Annotated in this window: 19 protein-coding genes; 9 read left to right on the top strand and 10 right to left on the bottom strand. The window is 64.6% G+C overall.

The genetic code is table 11. The annotated features are described in order from the left end of the window. Positions 1-24: 24 nt before the first annotated feature. Positions 25-861, top strand: coding sequence for an alpha/beta hydrolase family protein (locus BH95_RS14595; RefSeq protein ID WP_019666592.1), 837 nt, complete (start codon positions 25-27; stop codon positions 859-861). Here the strand turns inward: BH95_RS14595 and BH95_RS14590 are convergent. Next, positions 851-2,878 (bottom strand): prolyl oligopeptidase family serine peptidase, encoded by a 2,028-nt coding sequence (locus BH95_RS14590; protein ID WP_037182852.1) that lies wholly within the window; start codon positions 2,876-2,878, stop codon positions 851-853. The genes BH95_RS14595 and BH95_RS14590 overlap by 11 nt on opposite strands. A gap of 38 nt (positions 2,879-2,916) precedes the next feature. Between BH95_RS14590 and BH95_RS14585 the strand changes: the two genes are divergently transcribed. From BH95_RS14585 to lpdA, 3 genes are read left to right on the top strand one after another with little or no spacing between them, the layout of a single operon-like run. Continuing rightward, complete coding sequence (locus tag BH95_RS14585; RefSeq protein ID WP_037182849.1) at positions 2,917-3,561, top strand: GAP family protein; 645 nt, start codon at positions 2,917-2,919, stop codon at positions 3,559-3,561. Further along, positions 3,558-4,538, top strand: coding sequence for a dipeptidase (locus BH95_RS14580; protein ID WP_037182846.1), 981 nt, complete (start codon positions 3,558-3,560; stop codon positions 4,536-4,538). The genes BH95_RS14585 and BH95_RS14580 overlap by 4 nt, the downstream gene beginning before the upstream one ends. A 49-nt stretch (positions 4,539-4,587) precedes the next feature. Beyond that, positions 4,588-6,003, top strand: a complete 1,416-nt coding sequence (lpdA, locus tag BH95_RS14575; RefSeq protein ID WP_019666588.1) for a dihydrolipoyl dehydrogenase — start codon at positions 4,588-4,590, stop codon at positions 6,001-6,003. Positions 6,004-6,090: 87 nt separating this feature from the next. On the opposite strand, the gene BH95_RS14570 is transcribed toward lpdA, so the two are convergent. Together BH95_RS14570 and BH95_RS14565 are read right to left on the bottom strand one after the other, a co-directional pair. Continuing rightward, a complete protein-coding gene (locus tag BH95_RS14570) occupies positions 6,091-6,639 on the bottom strand; it encodes a carboxymuconolactone decarboxylase family protein (protein ID WP_037182844.1) in 549 nt (182 codons plus the stop codon). 66 nt (positions 6,640-6,705) lie between these two features. Beyond that, complete coding sequence (locus BH95_RS14565) at positions 6,706-7,755, bottom strand: M48 family metallopeptidase (RefSeq protein ID WP_033188672.1); 1,050 nt, start codon at positions 7,753-7,755, stop codon at positions 6,706-6,708. Positions 7,756-7,887: 132 nt separating this feature from the next. On the opposite strand from BH95_RS14565, the gene BH95_RS14560 reads away from it, so the two are divergent. Then, positions 7,888-8,829: an ABC transporter substrate-binding protein gene (locus BH95_RS14560; protein WP_037182841.1), complete on the top strand. Its 942-nt coding sequence runs from the start codon at positions 7,888-7,890 to the stop codon at positions 8,827-8,829. Between the two features lie 6 nt (positions 8,830-8,835). On the opposite strand, the gene BH95_RS14555 is transcribed toward BH95_RS14560, so the two are convergent. Continuing rightward, the gene (locus tag BH95_RS14555) at positions 8,836-10,290 is read right to left on the bottom strand and encodes a short-chain fatty acyl-CoA regulator family protein (RefSeq protein ID WP_208601205.1); all 1,455 of its coding nucleotides are present in this window, start codon (positions 10,288-10,290) and stop codon (positions 8,836-8,838) included. A 166-nt stretch (positions 10,291-10,456) separates the two neighbouring features. Here BH95_RS14555 and prpD point away from each other — a divergent pair, with 166 nt between their 5' ends. Genes prpD through BH95_RS14540 form a run of 3 tightly spaced genes read left to right on the top strand, consistent with a single transcriptional unit; the run spans position 10,457 to position 14,012 of the window. Next, complete coding sequence (gene prpD / locus BH95_RS14550; RefSeq protein ID WP_020112561.1) at positions 10,457-11,962, top strand: 2-methylcitrate dehydratase PrpD; 1,506 nt, start codon at positions 10,457-10,459, stop codon at positions 11,960-11,962. Further along, a complete protein-coding gene (gene prpB, locus BH95_RS14545) occupies positions 11,959-12,870 on the top strand; it encodes a methylisocitrate lyase (protein WP_019666582.1) in 912 nt (303 codons plus the stop codon). Before prpD ends, prpB begins: the two co-directional genes overlap by 4 nt. Beyond that, on the top strand, positions 12,867-14,012 hold the full coding sequence (locus tag BH95_RS14540) for a bifunctional 2-methylcitrate synthase/citrate synthase (protein WP_020112560.1): 1,146 nt from the start codon (positions 12,867-12,869) through the stop codon (positions 14,010-14,012). Before prpB ends, BH95_RS14540 begins: the two co-directional genes overlap by 4 nt. Before the next feature lie 13 nt (positions 14,013-14,025). Here the strand turns inward: BH95_RS14540 and BH95_RS14535 are convergent, their stop codons facing one another. The 6 genes from BH95_RS14535 to urtA form a co-directional block, all read right to left on the bottom strand. Continuing rightward, entirely contained in the window at positions 14,026-14,730 is a 705-nt protein-coding gene (locus tag BH95_RS14535; protein ID WP_051104951.1) for a GntR family transcriptional regulator, read from the bottom strand. A 15-nt stretch (positions 14,731-14,745) separates the two neighbouring features. Beyond that, positions 14,746-15,438: an urea ABC transporter ATP-binding subunit UrtE gene (gene urtE, locus BH95_RS14530; protein WP_037182835.1), complete on the bottom strand. Its 693-nt coding sequence runs from the start codon at positions 15,436-15,438 to the stop codon at positions 14,746-14,748. Further along, a complete protein-coding gene (urtD, locus tag BH95_RS14525) occupies positions 15,431-16,261 on the bottom strand; it encodes an urea ABC transporter ATP-binding protein UrtD (RefSeq protein ID WP_019666578.1) in 831 nt (276 codons plus the stop codon). The genes urtE and urtD overlap by 8 nt, the downstream gene beginning before the upstream one ends. Next, positions 16,258-17,346 carry an urea ABC transporter permease subunit UrtC gene (gene urtC / locus BH95_RS14520; RefSeq protein WP_052060062.1) on the bottom strand — a complete coding sequence of 363 codons (1,089 nt, stop codon included), beginning with the start codon at positions 17,344-17,346 and terminating at the stop codon, positions 16,258-16,260. The genes urtD and urtC overlap by 4 nt, the downstream gene beginning before the upstream one ends. After that, complete coding sequence (gene urtB, locus BH95_RS14515) at positions 17,343-18,227, bottom strand: urea ABC transporter permease subunit UrtB (RefSeq protein WP_020112558.1); 885 nt, start codon at positions 18,225-18,227, stop codon at positions 17,343-17,345. The genes urtC and urtB overlap by 4 nt, the downstream gene beginning before the upstream one ends. Positions 18,228-18,306: 79 nt before the next feature. After that, a complete protein-coding gene (gene urtA / locus BH95_RS14510) occupies positions 18,307-19,581 on the bottom strand; it encodes an urea ABC transporter substrate-binding protein (protein ID WP_020112557.1) in 1,275 nt (424 codons plus the stop codon). A gap of 188 nt (positions 19,582-19,769) precedes the next feature. Here urtA and BH95_RS14505 point away from each other — a divergent pair, with 188 nt between their 5' ends. Continuing rightward, positions 19,770-19,994: a helix-turn-helix transcriptional regulator gene (locus tag BH95_RS14505; RefSeq protein WP_037182832.1), complete on the top strand. Its 225-nt coding sequence runs from the start codon at positions 19,770-19,772 to the stop codon at positions 19,992-19,994. The last annotated feature ends 1 nt before the right edge of the window (position 19,995 follow it).

Raw genomic sequence — 19,995 nt, 5'->3', positions numbered from 1 at the left:
CTGTCCGGGGCCTAAGGTGTCGGCGTGGAGACAGTGCCGATTCAGATGCCCGACGGGACGAGCGTCCCGGTTCGCTTGTTCGAGGCCGAGACTCCGAGGTCCGACCTGCCGGTCATCGTCGTGCTGCCCGGCCTCGGCATTCCGGGCGGGTACTACGCGCTGTTCGCGCAGGCTCTGACGGAGCGGGGTTTCCATGTGGCGACGGCCGACCTTCGCGGCCAGGGGGACAGCCGACCGAAGCCGAGCGGAGTCAGCACGTACGGCTATCAGGAACTCGTCTCGGTGGATTTTCCCGCAATCTTCGAGGTGGTTCGGGAACGGTTTCCCGACGCCACGCCGTACGCGCTCGGTCACAGCATGGGTGGCCAGCTCAGCTCCCTCTATGCGTCGAGAATCCGGGGGCGGCTCGGTGGGTTGATCCTCGTTGCATCCGGATCGCCGTTCCATCGCGGGTTCGGTGTGGCCCGCGGGGCGTCGCTGTTCCTCGGGGCAGCGGCGATGTCGTTGACCAGCAACATCGCCGGGTTCTGGCCGGGTGATCGCATCGACGTCGGCGGGTTCGGGCGCCAGTCGAAGGTGCTCATCGAGGACTGGTCGAGGTTCGCCCGCACCGGTCGGATCGAACCGACCGGCGCGGACATCGACTACGAGGAACGCATTGCCCGGTTGACGCTTCCCATCCTCGCGGTGACGCTCGCCGGCGACGATCTTGCACCGCGCGCGTCCATGGCCAACCTGTTGAAGAAGTTTCCGCGCGCGGAGGTCACCACGCGGCACCTCTCGTCGCCGCGCGGACACAACGAATGGATCCGGCAGCCGGCGACCGTCGTCGCGGAGATCGAGGCTTGGTTCAGTCGCTGAGGGTGTTCCACAGGAATCGGTACGTCAGCGCGGTCTTGAATGCGAGTTGCGCGTTGTCGGCTGCGCCGCCGTGCCCGCCTTCGATGTTCTCGAAGTAGCGGACGGTGTGCCCTGTTTCTTCGAGCCGAGCCGCCATCTTGCGAGCATGACCCGGATGGACTCGGTCGTCGCGGGTGGAGGTCGCGATCAGGATGGGCGGGTACGTTTTCTCTGCAGGCCCGACGACGTTCTGGTACGGCGAGTACTCGGAGATGAACGCCCACTCGTCCGGGTCGTCGGGGTTTCCGTACTCCGCGACCCACGACGCCCCGGCCAGCAGCAGGTGGTAGCGCTTCATGTCGAGAAGCGGAACCTGGCAGACGATCGCACCGAACAACTCGGGGTACTTGGTGACCATGATGCCCATCAGCAGGCCGCCGTTGCTTCCGCCCTGTGCACCCAGCTGACTCGGCGTCGTGATTCCCCGGTCGACGAGGTCGCGGGCCACGGCGGCGAAGTCCTCGTGCACCTTGTGGCGCCCCGCGCGGAGAACCTGTGTGTGCCAGTCCGGCCCGTACTCACCGCCGCCACGGATGTTGGCGACGACGTAGGTGCCGCCCTTCTCCAGCCAGGCCGACCCGGTCGCTCCGCTGTACGACGGGGTCAGCGAGATCTCGAAGCCGCCGTAGCCGTAGAGCAGGGTCGGGGCCGGGGAGTCGTCGGCGGGCTCCTTCCGGACGACGAAGTACGGGATCGCGGTCCCGTCGAGTGAGGTCGCGAAATGCTGTGCGACGGTGAGTCCTTCGGTGTCGAAGAACGACGGCGCTTGCTTGAGTGCCTCGACGCCGCCGCCGACCGTTCCGAACAGCAGCGTGGCGGGAGTGAGATATCCGCTCGACGACAGGAAGAACTCGTCGCCGTTCTCTTCGCCGTCGGTGCCGACGATCTCGATCGACGTCAGTTCCGGCAGGCCGGTGAGTGGCGTGTCGCTCCATCCGTCGGCGCTCGGGGTGTAGATGCCGATTTCGGTGGCGACGTCGACGAGGGTGACGACGAGCAGGTGGTTCTCGGTCCACGCCCACTGGTGCAGCGACCGATGGGCGTCGGGCCGGAAGAGGACCGTGATGTCGCGGCTGCCACCGACGAAGTCGTCGAAGTTCGTCGCGAGCAGGGCGCCCGACGGGTACGTCACGTCGCCGACGGTCCACTCGGTCATCGTGCGGATCAGAAGCCACTGCTTGTGCACCGAAGTGGTTGCGTCGGTCGGGGTCTCGACAAGCGTGAGTGCGTCCCCCTCGAGGAGGTACAGCTCCGCGTTGTAGAAGTCGGTGGCTCGCTGAACGAAGTCGCGTTCGAAACCGGGCGTCCTGTCGTGCCACGCCGAGATCGAGATGTCCGACGCCTCGCCCTCGAAGACCGTCGTCGCCTCGGCCAGGGGAGTGCCACGGTGCCAGCGCTTGGCGATCCGCGGATAGCCCGAGTCGGTCAGGGAACCGTCGCCGAAATCGGTTCCGACGTAGACGGTGTCCGCGTCCATGTACCCGACGTCGGTCTTGGCTTCCGGAACGAAGAACCCGTCGTCGCGAAAAGTCCTCGACTCCAGATCGAACTCGCGCACGACGGTGGCGTCGGCGCCGCCCCGGGACATCGTCACCAGCGCGATCTTCTGATCGGGACGCAGAACCTGTGCGCCGCTCCACACCCAGTTCTCGCTCTCCGCGGCGGCCACGGCGTCGAGATCGAGGAGAACGTCCCACGCGGGCTCGTCCTTGCGATATTCGTCCATCGTCGTGCGACGCCAGATACCTCGGACGTGAGATGCGTCGCGCCAGAAGTTGTAGAGGTACTCACCGCGTCGGCGTGCGTACGGAATCCGCGCGTCGGTGTCCAGGACCTCGAGGATCCGTGCTTCGGTGGCGTCGAACTCGTCTCCGGCGAGTGCTGCGGTGGTCGCGGCGTTGCGGGTGCGGACCCAGTCGAGGGCCTCGTCGGCGGTGACTTCTTCGAGCCAGAGGTACGGATCGATCGCGTTGCTCATGCCCTATTTCTACCGTCTGCGAGTACTGTCCGTAGGTCATGGCCGGCCATGCGCTGACGTTCGCACTCGTGGGTCTCGTCGTCATGGTGTGGCCGTGGTCGGTGGTACCCGCGTTTCTGCTCGCGGCCACCGACAACGGTCCGAGAAAGCTTGTCGCGTACGTCCTCGGGTACGTCCTGGCCCTCGCCCTCGTGATGGTTCTTGCGGCAACTCTGCTGCCGCCGGGGCCGCGGACGAAGTCGACGTCTCACGCCCTTTCCTGGTTCGAGCTCGCCGTCGGCCTCGTTCTGGCGTTGTTCGTCCTGGTTCTGTGGATCCGTGGGCGGCGCACGGCGGGGCAGACACCGAAGTGGCTGAGAGGACTCGATCGGCTGTCGGTGATCGCGGCGTTCGTGCTGGGCTTGTGGGTGCCCAATTACATGCTGGTGACGGTGGCGGTGGCCGAACTGTCGCTGTGGGAATTGCACGGCGCAGAAGCCGTCGCCGCTGCGGTGGTGTGGGTCGTGGTCGCGACGCTCGGGGTCGTCACTCCTCTGGTGGTGCTGGCGAGGTCGGACCGCAACTCCGCTGCCGTCCAGCAGTCCTGGCGAGAATGGCTCGTGCAGCACAGTGCTGTGATCGTGTGCCTGGTCCTCGGTCTGGTATCGGTGGTGTTGATCGTGAAAGGGGGAGCATCCGTATGACTTCGCGGGAAATGATTCTGTGGGAGCAGCACTGTTGCCTTCCGCTCGTCTCGGCGTCGTCGGATGGAACTGGCGCAGACATCGCGGAGGTCGCACGGTATCCGCTCGGTTCGTACGTGTCGGTGAACGTCGGGTTCTCGCCGCATTCGTATGCCGTCGCGACGGCGTTGGCCGAGGATTTCCGTCGTAAAGCGCTGTCGGACGGTCGATTTCGAATGGTCGACGAGGTGCCCGACGGCAATCTGATCACGCTCGCCTTCGACCTGGAGGATTCCGGTCCGCTGGAAGGCGACCTCGACAACGTCGCGCACTTCCACCGCCTCGGTGTCAGATCGATGCTTCCGTCGTACAACTGGGCCAACGCGGCAGGCTGCGGATGCCTCGACACCGACGACACCGGCCTCACCGGCTACGGACGCGACCTCGTCGCGGAGATGAACCGTGTCGGCATGGTGGTCGACGGCTCGCACTGTTCGACGCGAACCGGCCTCGACCTGGCGTCGGCGACGCAGGTTCCGATGATCTACAGCCATTCGAACTTCTCCGCGCTCTGGGAGCATCCGCGCAACATCACCGACGAACAGGCAGTCGAATGCGCTCGGACCGGAGGAGTCGTCGGCATCAACGGCGTCGGTATCTTTCTCGGAAAGAACGGACGGGACGAGGGTGCGCAGCGGGTCCAGACCATGGCCGACCACATCGAGTACGGCGTCGACCTGCTCGGTATCGACCACATCGGAATCGGCTCGGACTACTCGTTCGATCACGAGGATTTCAATCTGGAACTCGCGACGCATCCCGAGGCGTTCTCGGAGGAGTACACCAAGTACGGGATGCTGCAGTGGGTGCCGCCGGAGGACGTCGTGACGCTGCCTGCTGTGCTGCGTGATCGAGGGTTCGACGAGGCGTCGATCGCCGCCGTGTACGGAGGAAACTTCGCGCGGGTCGCCGCCCGGAGCCGTGCTACCGGCCGGTAACCGGACCGTCTGGAGACAGTGATACACGACGGGACTATCCTGGGGAATCGTGACCTCACACTATGACGTCGTTGTCCTCGGAGCCGGTCCCGGTGGGTACGTCGCTGCTATCCGCGCGGCACAACTCGGACTGAGCACTGCCATCATCGAGCAGAAGTACTGGGGCGGTGTCTGCCTGAACGTCGGCTGCATCCCCTCGAAGGCTCTTCTCCGCAACGCCGAGCTGGCGCACCTCTTCACCAAAGAGGCGAAGCTGTTCGGCATCTCCGGTGAAGCGTCCTTCGACTTCGGCGCAGCGTTCGATCGCAGCCGCAAGGTTGCCGAGGGCCGCGTCAAGGGAATCCACTTCTTGATGAAGAAGAACAAGATCCCCGAGTACGACGGCAAGGGCACGTTCACCGACGCCAACACCATCGAGGTCGAGCTCACCAAGGGCGGCACCGAGACCATCACGTTCGACAACGCCATCATCTCGACCGGCAGCACCACCAAGTTGCTGCCCGGTACCGAGCTGAGCAAGAACGTCGTGACGTACGAAGAGCAGATCATGACGAAGGAGCTCCCGGGCTCGATCCTCATCGTCGGCGCGGGCGCCATCGGCATGGAGTTCGGCTACGTCCTCAAGAACTACGGTGTCGACGTCACCATCGTCGAGTACCTCGATCGCGCGCTGCCGAACGAGGACAAGGACGTCTCGAAGGAAATCGAGAAGCAGTACAAGAAGCTGGGCGTCAAGGTCATCACCGGCGCAGGCGTGCAGAGCATCGACGACGACGGCTCCAAGGTCACCGTCGAGATCAAGCACAACAAGTCCGGTGAGAGCGAAACCTTCACCGTCGACAAGGTCATGCAGTCCGTCGGGTTCGCACCCCGCGTCGAAGGCTTCGGCCTCGAGAAGACCGGCGTCGAGCTCACCGACCGCGGCGCCATCGGCATCACCAACACGATGCAGACCAACGTCCCGCACATCTACGCCATCGGCGACGTGACCGCGAAGCTGCAGCTCGCGCACGTCGCCGAGGCTCAGGCTGTCGTCGCTGCGGAGACGATCGGTGGTGCCGAGACACTCCCGATCGACGATTACCGCATGATGCCGCGCGCGACGTTCTGCCAGCCTCAGGTCGCCAGCTTCGGTCTCACCGAAGACCAGGCCCGCGAAGAGGCTCAGGCTCGTGGCTCGGACATCAAGGTCGCGAACTTCCCGTTCGCAGCCAACGGCAAGGCACACGGTCTCGGCGACGCCACCGGCTTCGTCAAGCTCATCGCCGACACCGAGCACGGCGAACTGCTCGGTGGCCACCTCATCGGCCCCGACGTTTCCGAGCTGCTGCCGGAACTGACGCTCGCGCAGAAGTGGGACCTGACGGTCAACGAGTTGGCTCGCAACGTGCACACGCACCCGACCCTGTCGGAAGCGCTGCAGGAAGCCATCCACGGCCTCGCCGGGCACATGATCAACTTCTGATCCAGCTTCACCGAAGAACATCCGCCCACAGCCTCGGCCGTGGGCGGATGTTCTCGTTTCTTCGGTCGGAGCTCCTCGGACGAAGGCTCAGAAATCGCGCTCGATGCGAAGGGTGCCGATAGTGGTGGCCAAGCCGTCGTATTGGCTTACGAGCAACAGGAATTCGATGAGTTGGCGTTCGTCGAATTCCTGGGCCAGAAGGGTCCAGGTCGGGTCGGACAGGTTCTTGGTCTTCAGGAGTTCGTCGGTTGCCGTCAGGATGGTTCGGTACCGAGGAGTCAATCCCGGGGACTCCGGCCCCTCTTTCACCTGTGCGAGAAGCTCTTTCGTCACACCGAATCGGCGTCCGATGCGGCTGTGGTGGTCCATCTCGTAGCCGCAGTCCCGCAGGTGAGCGACGCGGTTGATGACCAGTTCGGTCTCCTTCTTGGAGATGCGGCCACCCGGCATCAAGCGCCCGCTGAAGAACAGCCATCCCCGGAACAGGCCTTTGTTGCGGCCGAGGGTGCTGAACAGGTGAGCGTCGGGTGTGCCTGCGACTTTGGAGAGAATCCGACACAACGCCCAGTTGATCGGGCCCAGCTCCTTGAACGTGCCTGTCGGAATTCGAGGTGTGGAGAGGCGGGGTGTCGTCACCGGACCGACGCTACCGCCCGACCCCCACCCCGCACCAGGTAACGCGAGTCGTCGGCGTGGAACGAGTCAGGACTTCCGCCAATGGTCGAAGCGTTCCTTGATGTCCGACGCCACGTCGCCGATTCCGTTTCCGACGGCGTCGACGGCACCGGTGAAACCGCCGCCGAGATCCCGGATCGTCTTGATCAAGGGGTCTTCCGACTCGTCGAAGTTCTGCTTGTAGGTTCTGGCGGCGTTCTTGAATTCCTCCGACGCCTTGGCTCGGTGGTCCTGAGATTTCAGCGGGTACTCGCCGCGGAGCACGGCGGCATACTCCCCGCTGTCCACCCACTTCTTCAGCTCCGCTGCGCGTAGTACCGAGAACGGGTGGGACAGCAGTTCGATGTTGAGGAGTTTGAGGACGCCGTCGCGTAGGTCGCCGCTGGACTCGTACTCGGCGGCCTGCGCGAGGAACGCGTCGACGTCGATTTCGCTGATGCGGGCACCGCCTGCCAGCTTGAGTTGCACGCGGATGGCGGTGTGGACGTCCTGGCCGCACAGCAGACCGGCGCGGTCACCCGAAAGTTCGGATTTGCGTTGCCATTCCATCAAGCCTGCGATGATCGCCCGCAGTGCCCAGCCGCCGACGGGTACCCAGCCGATGGTTCCGGCGAGTCGCATGAGGTGCATCAGAACGGTCCGGTAGACCGCGTGCCCGGACAGTGCGTGCCCCAGCTCGTGACCGACGACGAATCTCTGTTCCTCGTACGTCATGATGTCCAGCAGGCCGGTGGTCACGACGATGAACGGGCGGTCCATTCCGATCGTGAACGCGTTGACCACGGGTGACTGCATGACGAACAGCTCGGGCGTCTGATCCGCGCCGAGAATGCTCACGCAGTCGGAGCGAAGATCGTTCAGGTCCTTGAACTGCTTGTCGTCGACGCGTACGGCTGTGGCGAGGTACATCAGCCGGTGCTGGCGTTCCCTGAGCAGCCCGGAAAGGGTGCGGAGCACGGTGTCGAAACCCTTCAAGCTGCGCAGGGTCACGAGCGCGGCTCTGTCCGAGGGGTGTTCCCATGCTCGCGAGCTGATGTCCGGAAACTCGATACGGGTGCGGTCCGGTGCGGCAGTCAAGCGGTTCTCCCAGCGTCGAAGATTCGCAGTCCAAAGTATCAGTAAAACGGGCTGCACGGTCTGCCCATCGGCGACGCAAGACAGGCTAACCTTCATTGAACTTTCACTCATCGAGGTACGGAGGAATGCACGATGTCGAGGTCTGATCACCGCGGCGTGGCGGTAGCGGTCGGAATACTGGCTTTCGGTCTCGTGGCGTGCTCGTCGGGCGGCGGAGGATCGGCGAGCGAGTCCGACGGCAGCGCCGACGAACAGGGCAAGCGGACCGTCGAGACCGTTCGCGGCAACGTCGAGGTTCCGGACAGTCCGATGCGCATCGTGACGCTCGAGCCGGTCGAGTTGGATACGTCCGTCGCTCTCGGTGTCGTCCCGGTCGGCACCGCTGTTCTCAGCGAAGCGACCGGTGTCCCGGCGTATCTGGGCGACGAGGCCGCGTCGATCGCGACGGTCGGGACCGTCGCCGAGCCGAGGATCGAATCCATCGCTGCGTTGAAGCCGGATCTCATCCTCGGGACCGAGACGAGGCATGCCGAGTACTACGACCAACTCGCGGCCATCGCACCGACGGTGTTCATGGCCTCGCAGTCCGATCCGTGGCAGGACAACGTCGACTTCGTCGGTCGTACGCTGGGCAGGGAGGACGACGCGCAGGCCCTGCTCGGCGAATATCGAGACCGCTGCTCCGACATCGCAACTCGATTCGACACCGAAGGTCGCACCGCGCAACTGATCCGGCCTCGGGACGACGTGCTCACGCTGTACGGTCCGCTGTCCTTCGCCGGCAGCACGCTGGAATGCGCAGGCTTCACCACACCGCCGCGGCCGGAATGGGCCGACGAGATCTCCGTCGACCTGTCTCCCGAACTCGTCACCGAGGCGCGCGCCGACGTCATCGTCGTCACCGCGACCGATCCGTCCGACCCGGCGGCGATCCCCGCCGCGATCACGGCGAACCCAGGAGCACTGCCGAACCCGCAGGCCGTCGATCAGTCCTACTGGATCACCGGCGTCGGACCGAAGGGCGGACAAGCAGTCCTCGACGACATCGAACGCATTCTCTCGCAGCCGAACTGAGACGTATCACGTGTAGGGGTACGGCAGGTCGGTGTCGACGTTCTCGTCGACGTGGACCTGCCGCCCCAGCTGTGGGAATGCCCGCTGCGCGCACGAGGTGCGTTCGCACACCTTGCATCCCGGGCCGATGGGCACCGCGGCGGCGCCGGAGTCCAGCGGCAACCCGTCCGCGTAGACGACTCGGCTCGCGTACGCGATGTCGCAGCCGAGCCCGATGGCGAAGTGCTTGCGGGGTGAGCGAAACCCGAGCCCACCGCTCTCGGTGGTGCGGGCGATCCACAGATAACTGCGGTCGTCGGGCATCGTCGCGACCTGGGTGAGAATTCTTCCGGACGCCGCGAAGGCGTCGTGAATCACCCACAGCGGGCAGCTTCCGCCGACCCGGGAGAAGTGAAATGCGGTAGCGGACTGGCGCTTCGAGATGTTCCCGGCGCGATCGGTGCGGACGAAGAAGAACGGGACGCCTTTGGCGCCGCGTCGTTGCAGAGTCGAGAGTCGATGGCAGACGGTCTCGAATCCCACTTCGAACGTCAGCGACAGCAACTCGATGTCGTAGCGCACCGACTCCGCCGCGTCCAGAAAAGTCTCGTAGGGGAGCAGGAGCGCACCTGCGAAGTAATGGGCGAGACCCACTCGGGCGAGCTCGCGTGCGGGTGCGCTCAACGACGAATCGGCGTCGACGAGAGCATCGATCATCGTGGCCTGCGACAGAAACGCCAGTTGAGTGGCGATCTGGTACGCCCGCTGGCCCGCGGTCAATCGCCTGGCGAGAGTGAGCCTTCCCTGCGAGTAGATGCGCTTGGGGCCCAGCTGTTCTTTGGGTCCCAGCCGTCCCTTGGGGCCCAGCCGTCCATCGCCGTCGTCCTCGATGTCGACGGTGACGCCGTAGTTCGCCTCGATGACACGGGCCAGCTGTAGATCGAGAGCACCGATGGTCAAGCCCTCGCGTGCGAACAATTCCTCGGCCGCGAGGTCCAGATCCGGTATGTGATTGCGCCGATCGTAGAAGAAATCGCGCACCTCCTCGTAGGGCATCGGCGAACCGTCGACGGGCAGATCGGTGCCCCGGCCGTCGACACCCGCGGTGAGACGTTCCAATCGATCCGTCGTGGCGTGCAAACGCCGATGCAGACCGACGAGTGTGCGGCCGATGTCCGGCATCCGCGACACCAACTCCTGCACTTCCGACATGGAGACTTCACCGTCGTCCGAGGTCTCGGCGAGCACGTCGTGCAGATCGGCGACCAACCTGGCGTCGGTGTCGGTGGCGAAGAACGTGGGATCCAGGTCGAACGTGCTGTTCAGGCGCAGCAGGACCGGCACGGTGAGCGGACGCTGATCGTTCTCGAGCTGATTCAGATAACTCGGCGACAGCTCGAGCGTCTTGGCCAGGGCGAGCTGAGTCAACCCGCGGTCGGCGCGCAACCGTCGCAGGCGACTGCCGGCGTAGATCTTCTGCACTGCGACCTCCTCGTGCTGGAGAGAGTATCCGACGGGCATTCGCAACATTCGCAAATTTGCACCCTGCGCATCGCAAAAATAGGCACGGGCCACACCTTTCGCAGGTGAGGCCAGGTGCGTACGTTTGCAAAAGAAGCGTGACCGCACAGCAGAAGAGGACCAGTCAGTGAAGACCCATCTGGTACGTACCCGTCGATCCGCCGAGGACTTCCCCCGGTCCGAGCACCTGGCGTGGAAAGTCGCGGAGGTGGCGGCCGATGCCGTCCCGGTACCCGAGGACACGGCCGACATGATCGTGAACCGCATCATCGACAACGCGTCGGTGGCCGCGGCCTCCCTGGTGCGTCGACCGGTCACGAGTGCGCGCACCCAAGCGCAGGCGCATCCGTACAGCCCCGGTGCAACCGTGTTCGGCGTACCCGGCACGTTCTCACCGGAGTGGGCGGCCTGGGCCAACGGCGTCGCCGTGCGTGAACTCGACTTCCACGACACGTTCCTCGCGGCGGAGTACTCGCACCCCGGCGACAACATTCCGCCGATCCTCGCCGTCGCCCAGCATTCCGGGTGCTCCGGCCGAGACCTGATCCGCGGACTCGCCACCGGCTACGAGATCCAGATCGACCTCGTACGAGCGATCTCGTTGCACGAACACAAGATCGATCACGTCGCCCACCTCGGTCCGTCGGCAGCAGCGGGTATCGGAACGCTCCTCGGACTCGACACCGAGACCATCTACCAAGCCGTCGGCCAGGCACTGCACACCACGACCGCCACCCGTCAGTCACGCAAGGGCGCAATCTCGAGTTGGAAGGCGTACGCGCCGGCTCTGGCCGGAAAGGTCGCCGTCGAAGCCGTCGACCGGGCGCTGCGCGGCGAGGGGGCACCGTCGCCGATCTGGGAGGGCGAGGACGGCGTCATCGCATGGCTTCTCGGTGGACCCGACGCCGAATACCAGGTGCCGTTGCCCGGACCTGGCGAAGCCAAGCGCGCAATTCTCGACAGCTACACCAAGGAGCACTCGGCCGAGTACCAGAGTCAGGCGCCGATCGACCTGGCCCGCCGAATGCGCTCCCGCATCGACGATCTCGACCGGATCGAGACGATCGTGCTGCACACCAGCCACCACACGCACTACGTCATCGGCACCGGGTCGAACGATCCGCAGAAGTTCGATCCCACAGCATCCCGGGAGACGCTCGACCACTCGGTGATGTACATCTTCGCCGTGGCGCTCGAAGACGGCGAGTGGCACCACGAGCGGTCCTACGCTCCCGAGCGTGCGCAGCGACCGGCGACCATCGAACTGTGGAACAAGATCTCGACGGCGGAGGATCCGGAGTGGACCCGCCGGTACCACTCGACCGACCCGGACGAGAAGGCTTTCGGCGCTCGTGCCGAGATCACGCTGAAGGACGGGACCGTCATCGTCGACGAACTCGCGGTCGCCGACGCCCATCCGCTGGGCGCCCGGCCGTTCGCCCGTGAGCAGTACATCGACAAGTTCAGGACACTCGCCGACGGGATCGTGTCTCCCGACGAGCAGGACCGCTTCCTCACCGCTGCGCAGAACGCGCCGACGCTGGCGGCCGGGGAGCTCGACCGACTCACGTTCACGGTCGGCGGCGACGTGCTGGCCCGGGCGCCGAAGACCCCGAAGGGCATCTTCCGATGACCGGCCTCATTGCCGCATCGACGTCGGCGTCGGACAAGCGGGCGGCGTTTCGCGCCGGTCTCGCCTCGGGCACGATCCAGCGGTTGCCCGGTGCCTTCTCGCCTCTCGTCGCGAAACTGGTGCAGGAAATCGGGTTCGAGGGTGTGTACGTCTCCGGTGCAGTGCTGTCCGCGGACCTCGGACTGCCCGACATCGGACTGACGACACTGAGCGAGGTCGCGGGCCGAGGACAGCAGATCGCACGCGTGACCGACCTGCCGGTATTGATCGACGCCGACACGGGCTTCGGTGAACCGATGAGCGCCGCACGCACCGTCACGATGCTCGAGGATGCAGGCATCGCCGGCTGCCACCTCGAGGACCAGGTCAATCCCAAGCGCTGTGGCCACCTGGACGGCAAAGCCGTCGTCGACACCGAGACGATGGTGCAGCGCATCCGGGCCGCGGTGTCCGCGCGGCGCGACCCGAACTTCGTGATCTGCGCGCGCACCGACGCGCGCGCGATCGAGGGAATCGACGCCGCGATCACGCGGGCGAAGGCATACGCCGACGCCGGGGCCGACCTCATCTTCACCGAAGCATTGGCCGACGAGGCCGAGTTCGCCGCGTTCCGCGGTGCCGTCACCACGCCGTTGCTCGCCAACATGACCGAATTCGGCAAATCCGAGCTGATACCGGCACACGTACTCCAGGACCTGGGGTACAACGCGGTCATCTACCCGGTCACGACGCTGCGGCTGGCGATGTTCGCCGTCGAGAACGGGCTACGTGAGATCGCCTCCACCGGAACACAAGCCGCCGACCTGGACCGCATGCAACACCGCAGCCGCCTCTACGAACTGCTCGAGTACGACCAGTACAACCGATTCGATCGAGGGATCTTCACCTACACGAGGGACGCGAGATGACCTATCCGACAACGAGAGCTGCCCTGGCCGAGACGAAGACGATCCACAAAGGCCTGGCCGGAGTGGTCGTCGACACGACGGCCATCTCCAAGGTGGTCCCGGAGACCAACTCCCTGACCTACCGCGGGTACGCCGTGCAGGACCTCGCGGAGCACTGCAGCTTCGAGGAAGTGGCGTACCTGCTGTGGAACGGCGAGCTACCGACGAACCCGCAACTCGAGCTGTTCTCGCAGCGAGAGCGGGCTCACCGCCGCGCCGACCGATCGTTGTTGTCGCTGGTGGCGAAGATGCCGGACAACTGCCACCCGATGGACGTCGTGCGCACCGCGATCAGTTATCTGGGTGCGGAAGACCCGGCGGAAGAGGACAATTCGGCGTCGGCGAACCTGAACAAGGCGCTTCGGATGACCGCCGTCCTACCGACCATCGTCGCCGCGGATCACCGTCGTCGACGCGGCCTCGATCCGATCGCACCGCACACCCACCTGGGGTTCGCCGAGAACTTCCTGAACATGTGCTTCGGGAGCGTGCCCGACCCGAAGATCGTCGAGGCGTTCGAGGTGTCACTGATCCTGTACGCGGAGCACAGCTTCAATGCGTCGACGTTCGCAGCCCGAGTCGTGACCTCGACACTGTCGGACATCTACAGTGCCGTCACCGCGGCGATAGGCGCACTGAAGGGAACGTTGCACGGCGGGGCCAACGAAGCGGTCATGCACGCCATGCTCGACATCGGCGAACCGCACTTGGCGAGGCAGTGGCTCCTGGACAAGCTCGCGGCCAAGGAGAAAGTGATGGGCTTCGGGCACCGTGTCTACAAGAACGGCGACTCCCGGGTGCCGACGATGCGAGCAGCCTTCCAGGACGTGGCCGAAGCAACGAACGGCCGCAAATGGGTACGGATGTACGACGTACTCGAACGCACGATGAACGAGGAGACCTCGATCGAGCCGAACCTCGACTTCCCCACCGGGCCGACGTACTACCTGATGGGCTTCGACATCGACGTCTTCACCCCGATCTTCGTGATGAGCCGAATCACCGGTTGGACGGCCCACATCATCGAGCAGGGTGCATCCAATGCGCTCATCCGTCCGCTCAGCGACTACTCAGGCGTTCCGCAGCGCGCAGTCGGTGCATGACGCCGTCCGAGCTCTAATTCTGCACTGCCAGTGCTATCTTCGCCATCGACAGAGCCTGAGTCGCACGGTCGATGACGATCCGCTGCGCGAGGTCGATGTGCGCCAGCAGCGACGCTCGTGCCGCCGCGAGATCCCCTTCCACGACGGCCGCACAGATGGCAACGTGTTCGTCGACAGTGGACGCGATGCGCTCCCGAGTCAGGGAATCGAACATCCGCACCGGTCGTATCCGTGCGTTCACCGCACGAAGCGCCTCGGCCAACGCAGGATTGCCCGACGCCGCCAGCAGCGTCACGTGGAACGATTCGTCCCGCGCGACGAACTCCGCGTCCGGGTGCGGAAGTGACGACCTCGCCTGCGTCCAGTCGTTCAGGACCTCGCGGACCGCGGTGGCGTCGTGCGGCTCGGTGTCGACCCGGTCGATACCTCGGAGCTCCAAAGTCGTTCGGAGTTCGTAGAGGTCGGCCAGATCGTCGAGACGTGGCCGGTACGGAAAGAGGCCCGCGTCGAGTCGCTGCACCAACCCGTCGGCGAGAAGACGCGCCATCGCTTCTCGGACGGGCGTGCGCGACACCCCGTACGCCTCGGCGAGTTTCTCCTCGCCGAGGCGTGTCGTCGGGTCGAACACCCCCGCCATCAGATCCTGACGGAGCGCGACGTACACCTGTTCGCGCAGAGGTCCTCCGCCGCTGATCGCGGTGTAGGGCACATCTGTCATGTTCGTGGTCGCCGCTCAGATCGCCATCGCTGCACGAACGTCGGCTTCCGAATCGGCCCCGCCGTTGCCGCTCGACGTGATTCGCCCGGCCTCGAGAATGTAGTAGTTCTGTGCGGACTCCAGAGCGAAGCCGATGTGCTGCTCCACCAACAGGACACCGAGACCGCCGCGACGGGTCAGATCCAGGATGGTGCGCTCGATCTCGGCGACGACCGACGGTTGGATGCCCTCGGTGGGCTCGTCGAGAATCAGCATCTTCGGTTCGGTGATGAGTGCCCGGGCGATCGCCAACTGCTGACGCTGCCCGCCGGACAGCAGTCCGGCACGACGGGTGAGGAGCTCCTTCAACGCGGGGAAGAGGTCGAGGGCCTCGTCGATCAGCGCTTTTCCGCGTTTACGGCCGTCGGCGACGACCTGCAGGTTCTCGGCCGTCGTCAACTGCCCGAAGGACTGTTGCCCCTGCGGTACGTAGGCGAGACCACGAGCGACGCGCGCGCTCGGCCGCAACGCGCTGACGTCCTCACCGTCGAACATGACCTTGCCCGAGGTGACCTTCAACAGTCCGACGGCGGCACGGAGCAGCGTCGTCTTCCCCGCACCGTTGTGTCCCATGACGGCCGCGACGCCGTCGGCCGGAACGGTCAGCGACGCACCGTGGATGACTTCGCTCCGGCCGTACCCGTTGCGTACGTCGATCAGCTCAAGCATGACTGTCTCCTTCTTCTGCGATCTGATCGAGTTCCTCGCCCGCCGCTGCGGTACCGAGATACACCTCCTGGACCTTCGGGTCGGCCTGGACCTCGGCGACGGTGCCCTCCGACAGGATTCGGCCTCCGGCGAGGACCGTCACCGACGTCGCGAACGCGCGCATGAAGTCCATGTCGTGCTCGACGACGACGACCGTGCGCTCACCGCCGATGCGGCGCAGCAGTTCACCTGTCTCCTCCCGCTCCTCGTGACTCATACCGGCAACGGGCTCGTCGAGCAGAAGCACATCGGCGTTCTGCACCAACAACATTCCGATCTCGAGCCACTGCTTCTGGCCGTGCGCGAGAATGCCCGCCGGCTTGTCCCGGTGCGCCTTCAGGCCGATCGTCTCGAGCGCCTCCTCGATCTCGTCCGACACCGTCTTGCGTTTGCGGAGCATCGTCGACCACGTGCGTTTCGACCCCGCTGCGATGTCGAGGTTCTGCAACACGGTGAGCTGCTCGAAGATGCTGGCAGTCTGGAACGTTCGACCGACGCCGAGCCGTGCGATCTGGTGCACCTTCTTGCCGAGCAGTTCGACGCCGGACTTGGTGACCGATCCCGTTGCTGGGACGAGTCCGGTGATGGCGTCGATCAGCGTCGTCTTGCCTGCACCGTTCGGTCCGATGAGAAATCGGAGATCGCCCTGCATGAGAGTGAGATCGACGTCGGTGTTCGCCTTGAAGCCGTCGAAACTGACGGTGAGACCGCGGACTTCCAGGTACTGGCTCGACATGCCTGCATTGCCACCGAACGTGGGCTGATGCCCCTCCACGTGGATCATTTGACGAGCTCCTTCTCCACGGCATCGACGGTGACCACGTCGTCACCTGCCTTCTTTCGTTTCCGGAGTGCGAACAGACCGGCCACACCCGCGGGGAAGAATCCGACGACGACGATGAACAGCAATCCCTGTGCGTAGGTCCACCCGGACGGGAACTGCTCCGAGAGTGTGGTCTGAGCCCACGCGACGCCGAGCGCGCCCAGCACCGGCCCCAGAAGTGTGGTGCGTCCGCCGATCGCAACGCCGATCAGGAAGGCGATGGACGGGACGATGCCGACGTCGTTCGGTGAGACGATCCCGACGATGGGCACGAACAGGGCTCCGGCGAGGCCGGCGAAGAACGCAGCGGCGACGTAGGCGACGATCTTGACGTTCGCGGGATCGTATCCGAGGAAGCGGACGCGCTCCTCCTGGTCGCGAACGGCGACGAGCAGCTCTCCGTACCGCGAGTACATCAGCTGGCGAGTGATGGCGACGACCGCGAGCAGAACACCGGCCGCGATGAAGAACAGCATCTGCTTGTTGGCCGGGTCGTTCAGGTTGAACCCGAAGAACGTCCGGAATCGGTTCAGTCCGTTGGATCCACCGGTGCTCTGCTGACCGATCAGCAGGATGGCGAACGCAGCGGCCAGCGCCTGACTGAGGATGGCGAAGTACGCACCCTTGACCCGACGCTTGAAGACGCCGAGACCGAGGACGAGTGCGACGAAAGCCGGGATGAACAGGATCCCGAGGATCGTGACGAGCGGAGACTGGAACGGAACCCAGTACGACGGTAGCTCGCGAATACCGGCGATGGACATGAAGTCCGGGACCGCGTCGCCGCGGATGTCGGCGTCGGAGATCTTGAGGTGCATCGCCATGATGTACGCACCGAGCCCGAAGAACACACCCTGGCCGAGCGTGAGCATTCCGCCTCGGCCCCAGGCTAATCCGATGCCTACCGCAACGATGGCGTAGCAGATGAACTTGCCGAGAAGATTGAGCCTGAACTCACTGAGAACAGCCGGTGCGACGGCGAACAGGAGGATCGCGGCGATGGCGAAACCGAGCAATGCTCCACGTTTCGCGACGAAGGTTTTCACACCAAACTCCTTGTCTTGACCGCGAACAGACCCTGCGGGCGGGCTTGGAGGAAGATCACGATGAGGACGAACAGAATGACCTTGGCAATGGACGCCGTCGTGTTGTACTCGATGAACGAGTTGACGATGCCGAGTGTGAACGCGGCTATCACCGCGCCCTTGATCTGGCCGAGGCCGCCGACGACGACCACCAGGAACGCGTCGATCAGATAGCTCTGCCCGACGGTGGAACTGGTGGAGCCGATCAGCGTCAACGCCACACCGGCGACGCCGGCGAGGCCGGACCCGATGAAGAACGTCGAGATGTCGGTCCTACGGGACGAGATGCCCGACGTCTCGGCGAGATCGCGGTTCTGCACGACCGCGCGGATGCGTCGACCCATCGGTGTCGTCTTGAGCGCGAACGACAGTGCGAGAACGCAGAGTACGGCGAGAACGAGAATGAAGATCCTCGTCTTGGGGACGACGGCTCCGAGGATGTCGACACCGCCGGACAACCAGCCGGGGGAGACGACGTTGACGGCCGGAGCGCCGAAGATGTCGCGGGCGAGCTGCTGGAGAACCAGACCGACACCGAAGGTGACGAGCAGTGTGTCCAACGGCCGGTGATACATGCGCTGGATGAGCGTGACCTCGAGCAGGACGCCCATGGCGCCGCCGACGAGGAATCCGACGATCAGAGAGATGAACAGCGACGCTCCGCCGGTGGAGACGATCTGCTGCACGACGTACGCGGTGTACGAACCGGCCATGATGAACTCACCATGAGCCATGTTGATGACGCCCATCTGACCGAACGTCAGCGAGAGTCCCAGAGCGGCGAGCAAGAGAATCGATCCGATACTCAGGCCGGTGAACAGCTGCCCGACTACGACATCCATGTAAGGCTCCTTTACAGGCCCCTCCGTGCGCGTACATGCCGACCCTGGCCTACATGTGCGCGCACAGCGGGGACCGGGGTCAATTGAGGTCGGCGGCCCAGTCGTAGGTCTCCAGGAACGGGTCGGGCTCGATCGGTGCCGGCGACTCCCAGACCGTGTAGATCAGGCCGTCGGGACGGATTTCACCGATGCGTGCGGTCTTGGAGATGTGGTGGTTGTCGCCGTTGATGACCACTTCACCCTCGGGGGCTGCGAAGCTCACGCCGTCCGCCGCGGCCTGAATGTCGGCGACTGCGAACGAATCTGCCTTCTCGACGGTGTTCTTCCACAGGTACACCGAGGTGTACGCGGCTTCCATCGGATCGGAGGTCGGCTTGTCGGCGCCGTACTTGGCCTTGTAGTCGGCGACGAACTTCGAGTTCTCCGGTGTGTCGACCGTCTGGTAGTAGTTCCACGCCGTCAACTGGCCCGCGATGTTCTGTGCACCGATGCCCGCGACCTCTTCCTCGGCGATGGACACCGAAATAACCGGCATGTCAGCGGCATTGAGGCCGGCATTGGTGTACTCACGGAAGAACGCGACGTTGGAGTCGCCGTTGAGCGTGTTGAACACGGCGTCCGCGTCGGCGGATCGAACCTTGTTGACGATGGTGGAGAAGTCGGTGGACCCGAGCGGCGTGTAGTCCTCGCCCTTGATCTCGATGCCGTTGGCCGCGGCGTACGCCTTGATCTCGCGGTTGGCGGTCTGCGGGAAGACGTAGTCGCTACCGACCAGGTAGAGCGAGGTGACCCCCTGCTCCTTCAGGTAATCCAGCGCGGGGATGATCTGTTGATTGGTCGTGGCGCCGGTGTAGAAGATGTTGTCCGACGCTTCGAGGCCTTCGTACTGCACCGGGTAGTACAGGAGTGCGTCGTTGTCCTCGAAGACCGGAAGCATGGCCTTGCGCGACGACGACGTCCACCCGCCGAATACCGCTGCGACACAGTCGCTGCTGATGAGCTTCTCGGCCTTCTCCGCGAACACGGTCGGCTCGGACGCACCGTCCTCGGCGACCACCTCGATCTGCTTTCCGTTGACGCCTCCCGACGCGTTGATCTCCTCCACGGCCAGGGCGATCGAATCACGAACCGTCACTTCACTGATCGCCATCGTGCCGGACAGGGAGTTCAGCGAACCGACCTTGACGGTGTCGCCCGAGGTGTCGACGCAGGATTCGGTGGCCCCGCCACCCTCGCCCGACGCCGTGTCACCGGCCCTGCTGCCGCACGCGGTGAGGGTCAGTCCGACCATCGCCAGCGCTGCGGGGAGCACCAGTGCCTTGGTGGCGAACTTGCTGGAAGGAAGAGCAGGCATCGCGGAAGCCCTTTCGCTTGTATACGGAGTTGTATTCGCGATTGCAGACAGTAAAGGGGAAGTATTGCGTTGATATGTTCCGCGGTGACGAGTTCGTTGCACGGATTACGCGGGTGTAAACAACCGGCCGTCGATCGAAATGACAAGCAGGGTTGACATCCAGTGACAAGTCCGCTTGACTTTTACCTATGAGAGACGCGGCGAAGGCCACCGACGCGCTGAAGATCAACTCGGTGCGCGAGCACCGCAAAGCGGCGCGGCTCACCCAGGCCGAGCTGGGCAAGATCTGCGGAGTCAGCAGGCAGAGCATCGTTTCGGTCGAGGGCGGCGATTACGCCCCGAGCGTCTACCTCGCGATCAAGCTGGCGCGAGCACTGGGAACGACCGTCGAAACACTCTTCGAAACGGAGTAGA

Source organism: Rhodococcoides fascians A44A (assembly GCF_000760735.1).
Classification (GTDB): Bacteria; Actinomycetota; Actinomycetes; order Mycobacteriales; family Mycobacteriaceae; genus Rhodococcoides; species Rhodococcoides fascians_E.
Note: the sequence above shows the minus strand (reverse complement) of the source record. Positions and strands in the feature narration are given on the sequence as shown.

Excerpts from the sequence above, each read along its gene's own strand:
- BH95_RS14590 (WP_037182852.1), bottom strand. The coding sequence starts at position 2,878 with ATGAGCAACGCGATCGATCCGTACCTCTGGCTCGAAGAAGTCACCGCC.
- BH95_RS14585 (WP_037182849.1), top strand. The coding sequence starts at position 2,917 with ATGGCCGGCCATGCGCTGACGTTCGCACTCGTGGGTCTCGTCGTCATG.
- BH95_RS14580 (WP_037182846.1), top strand. The coding sequence starts at position 3,558 with ATGACTTCGCGGGAAATGATTCTGTGGGAGCAGCACTGTTGCCTTCCG.
- BH95_RS14560 (WP_037182841.1), top strand. The coding sequence starts at position 7,888 with ATGTCGAGGTCTGATCACCGCGGCGTGGCGGTAGCGGTCGGAATACTG.
- prpB (WP_019666582.1), top strand. The coding sequence starts at position 11,959 with ATGACCGGCCTCATTGCCGCATCGACGTCGGCGTCGGACAAGCGGGCG.
- BH95_RS14540 (WP_020112560.1), top strand. The coding sequence starts at position 12,867 with ATGACCTATCCGACAACGAGAGCTGCCCTGGCCGAGACGAAGACGATC.
- BH95_RS14535 (WP_051104951.1), bottom strand. The coding sequence starts at position 14,730 with ATGACAGATGTGCCCTACACCGCGATCAGCGGCGGAGGACCTCTGCGC.
- urtE (WP_037182835.1), bottom strand. The coding sequence starts at position 15,438 with ATGCTTGAGCTGATCGACGTACGCAACGGGTACGGCCGGAGCGAAGTC.
- urtD (WP_019666578.1), bottom strand. The coding sequence starts at position 16,261 with ATGATCCACGTGGAGGGGCATCAGCCCACGTTCGGTGGCAATGCAGGC.
- urtB (WP_020112558.1), bottom strand. The coding sequence starts at position 18,227 with ATGGATGTCGTAGTCGGGCAGCTGTTCACCGGCCTGAGTATCGGATCG.
- urtA (WP_020112557.1), bottom strand. The coding sequence starts at position 19,581 with ATGCCTGCTCTTCCTTCCAGCAAGTTCGCCACCAAGGCACTGGTGCTC.
- BH95_RS14505 (WP_037182832.1), top strand. The coding sequence starts at position 19,770 with ATGAGAGACGCGGCGAAGGCCACCGACGCGCTGAAGATCAACTCGGTG.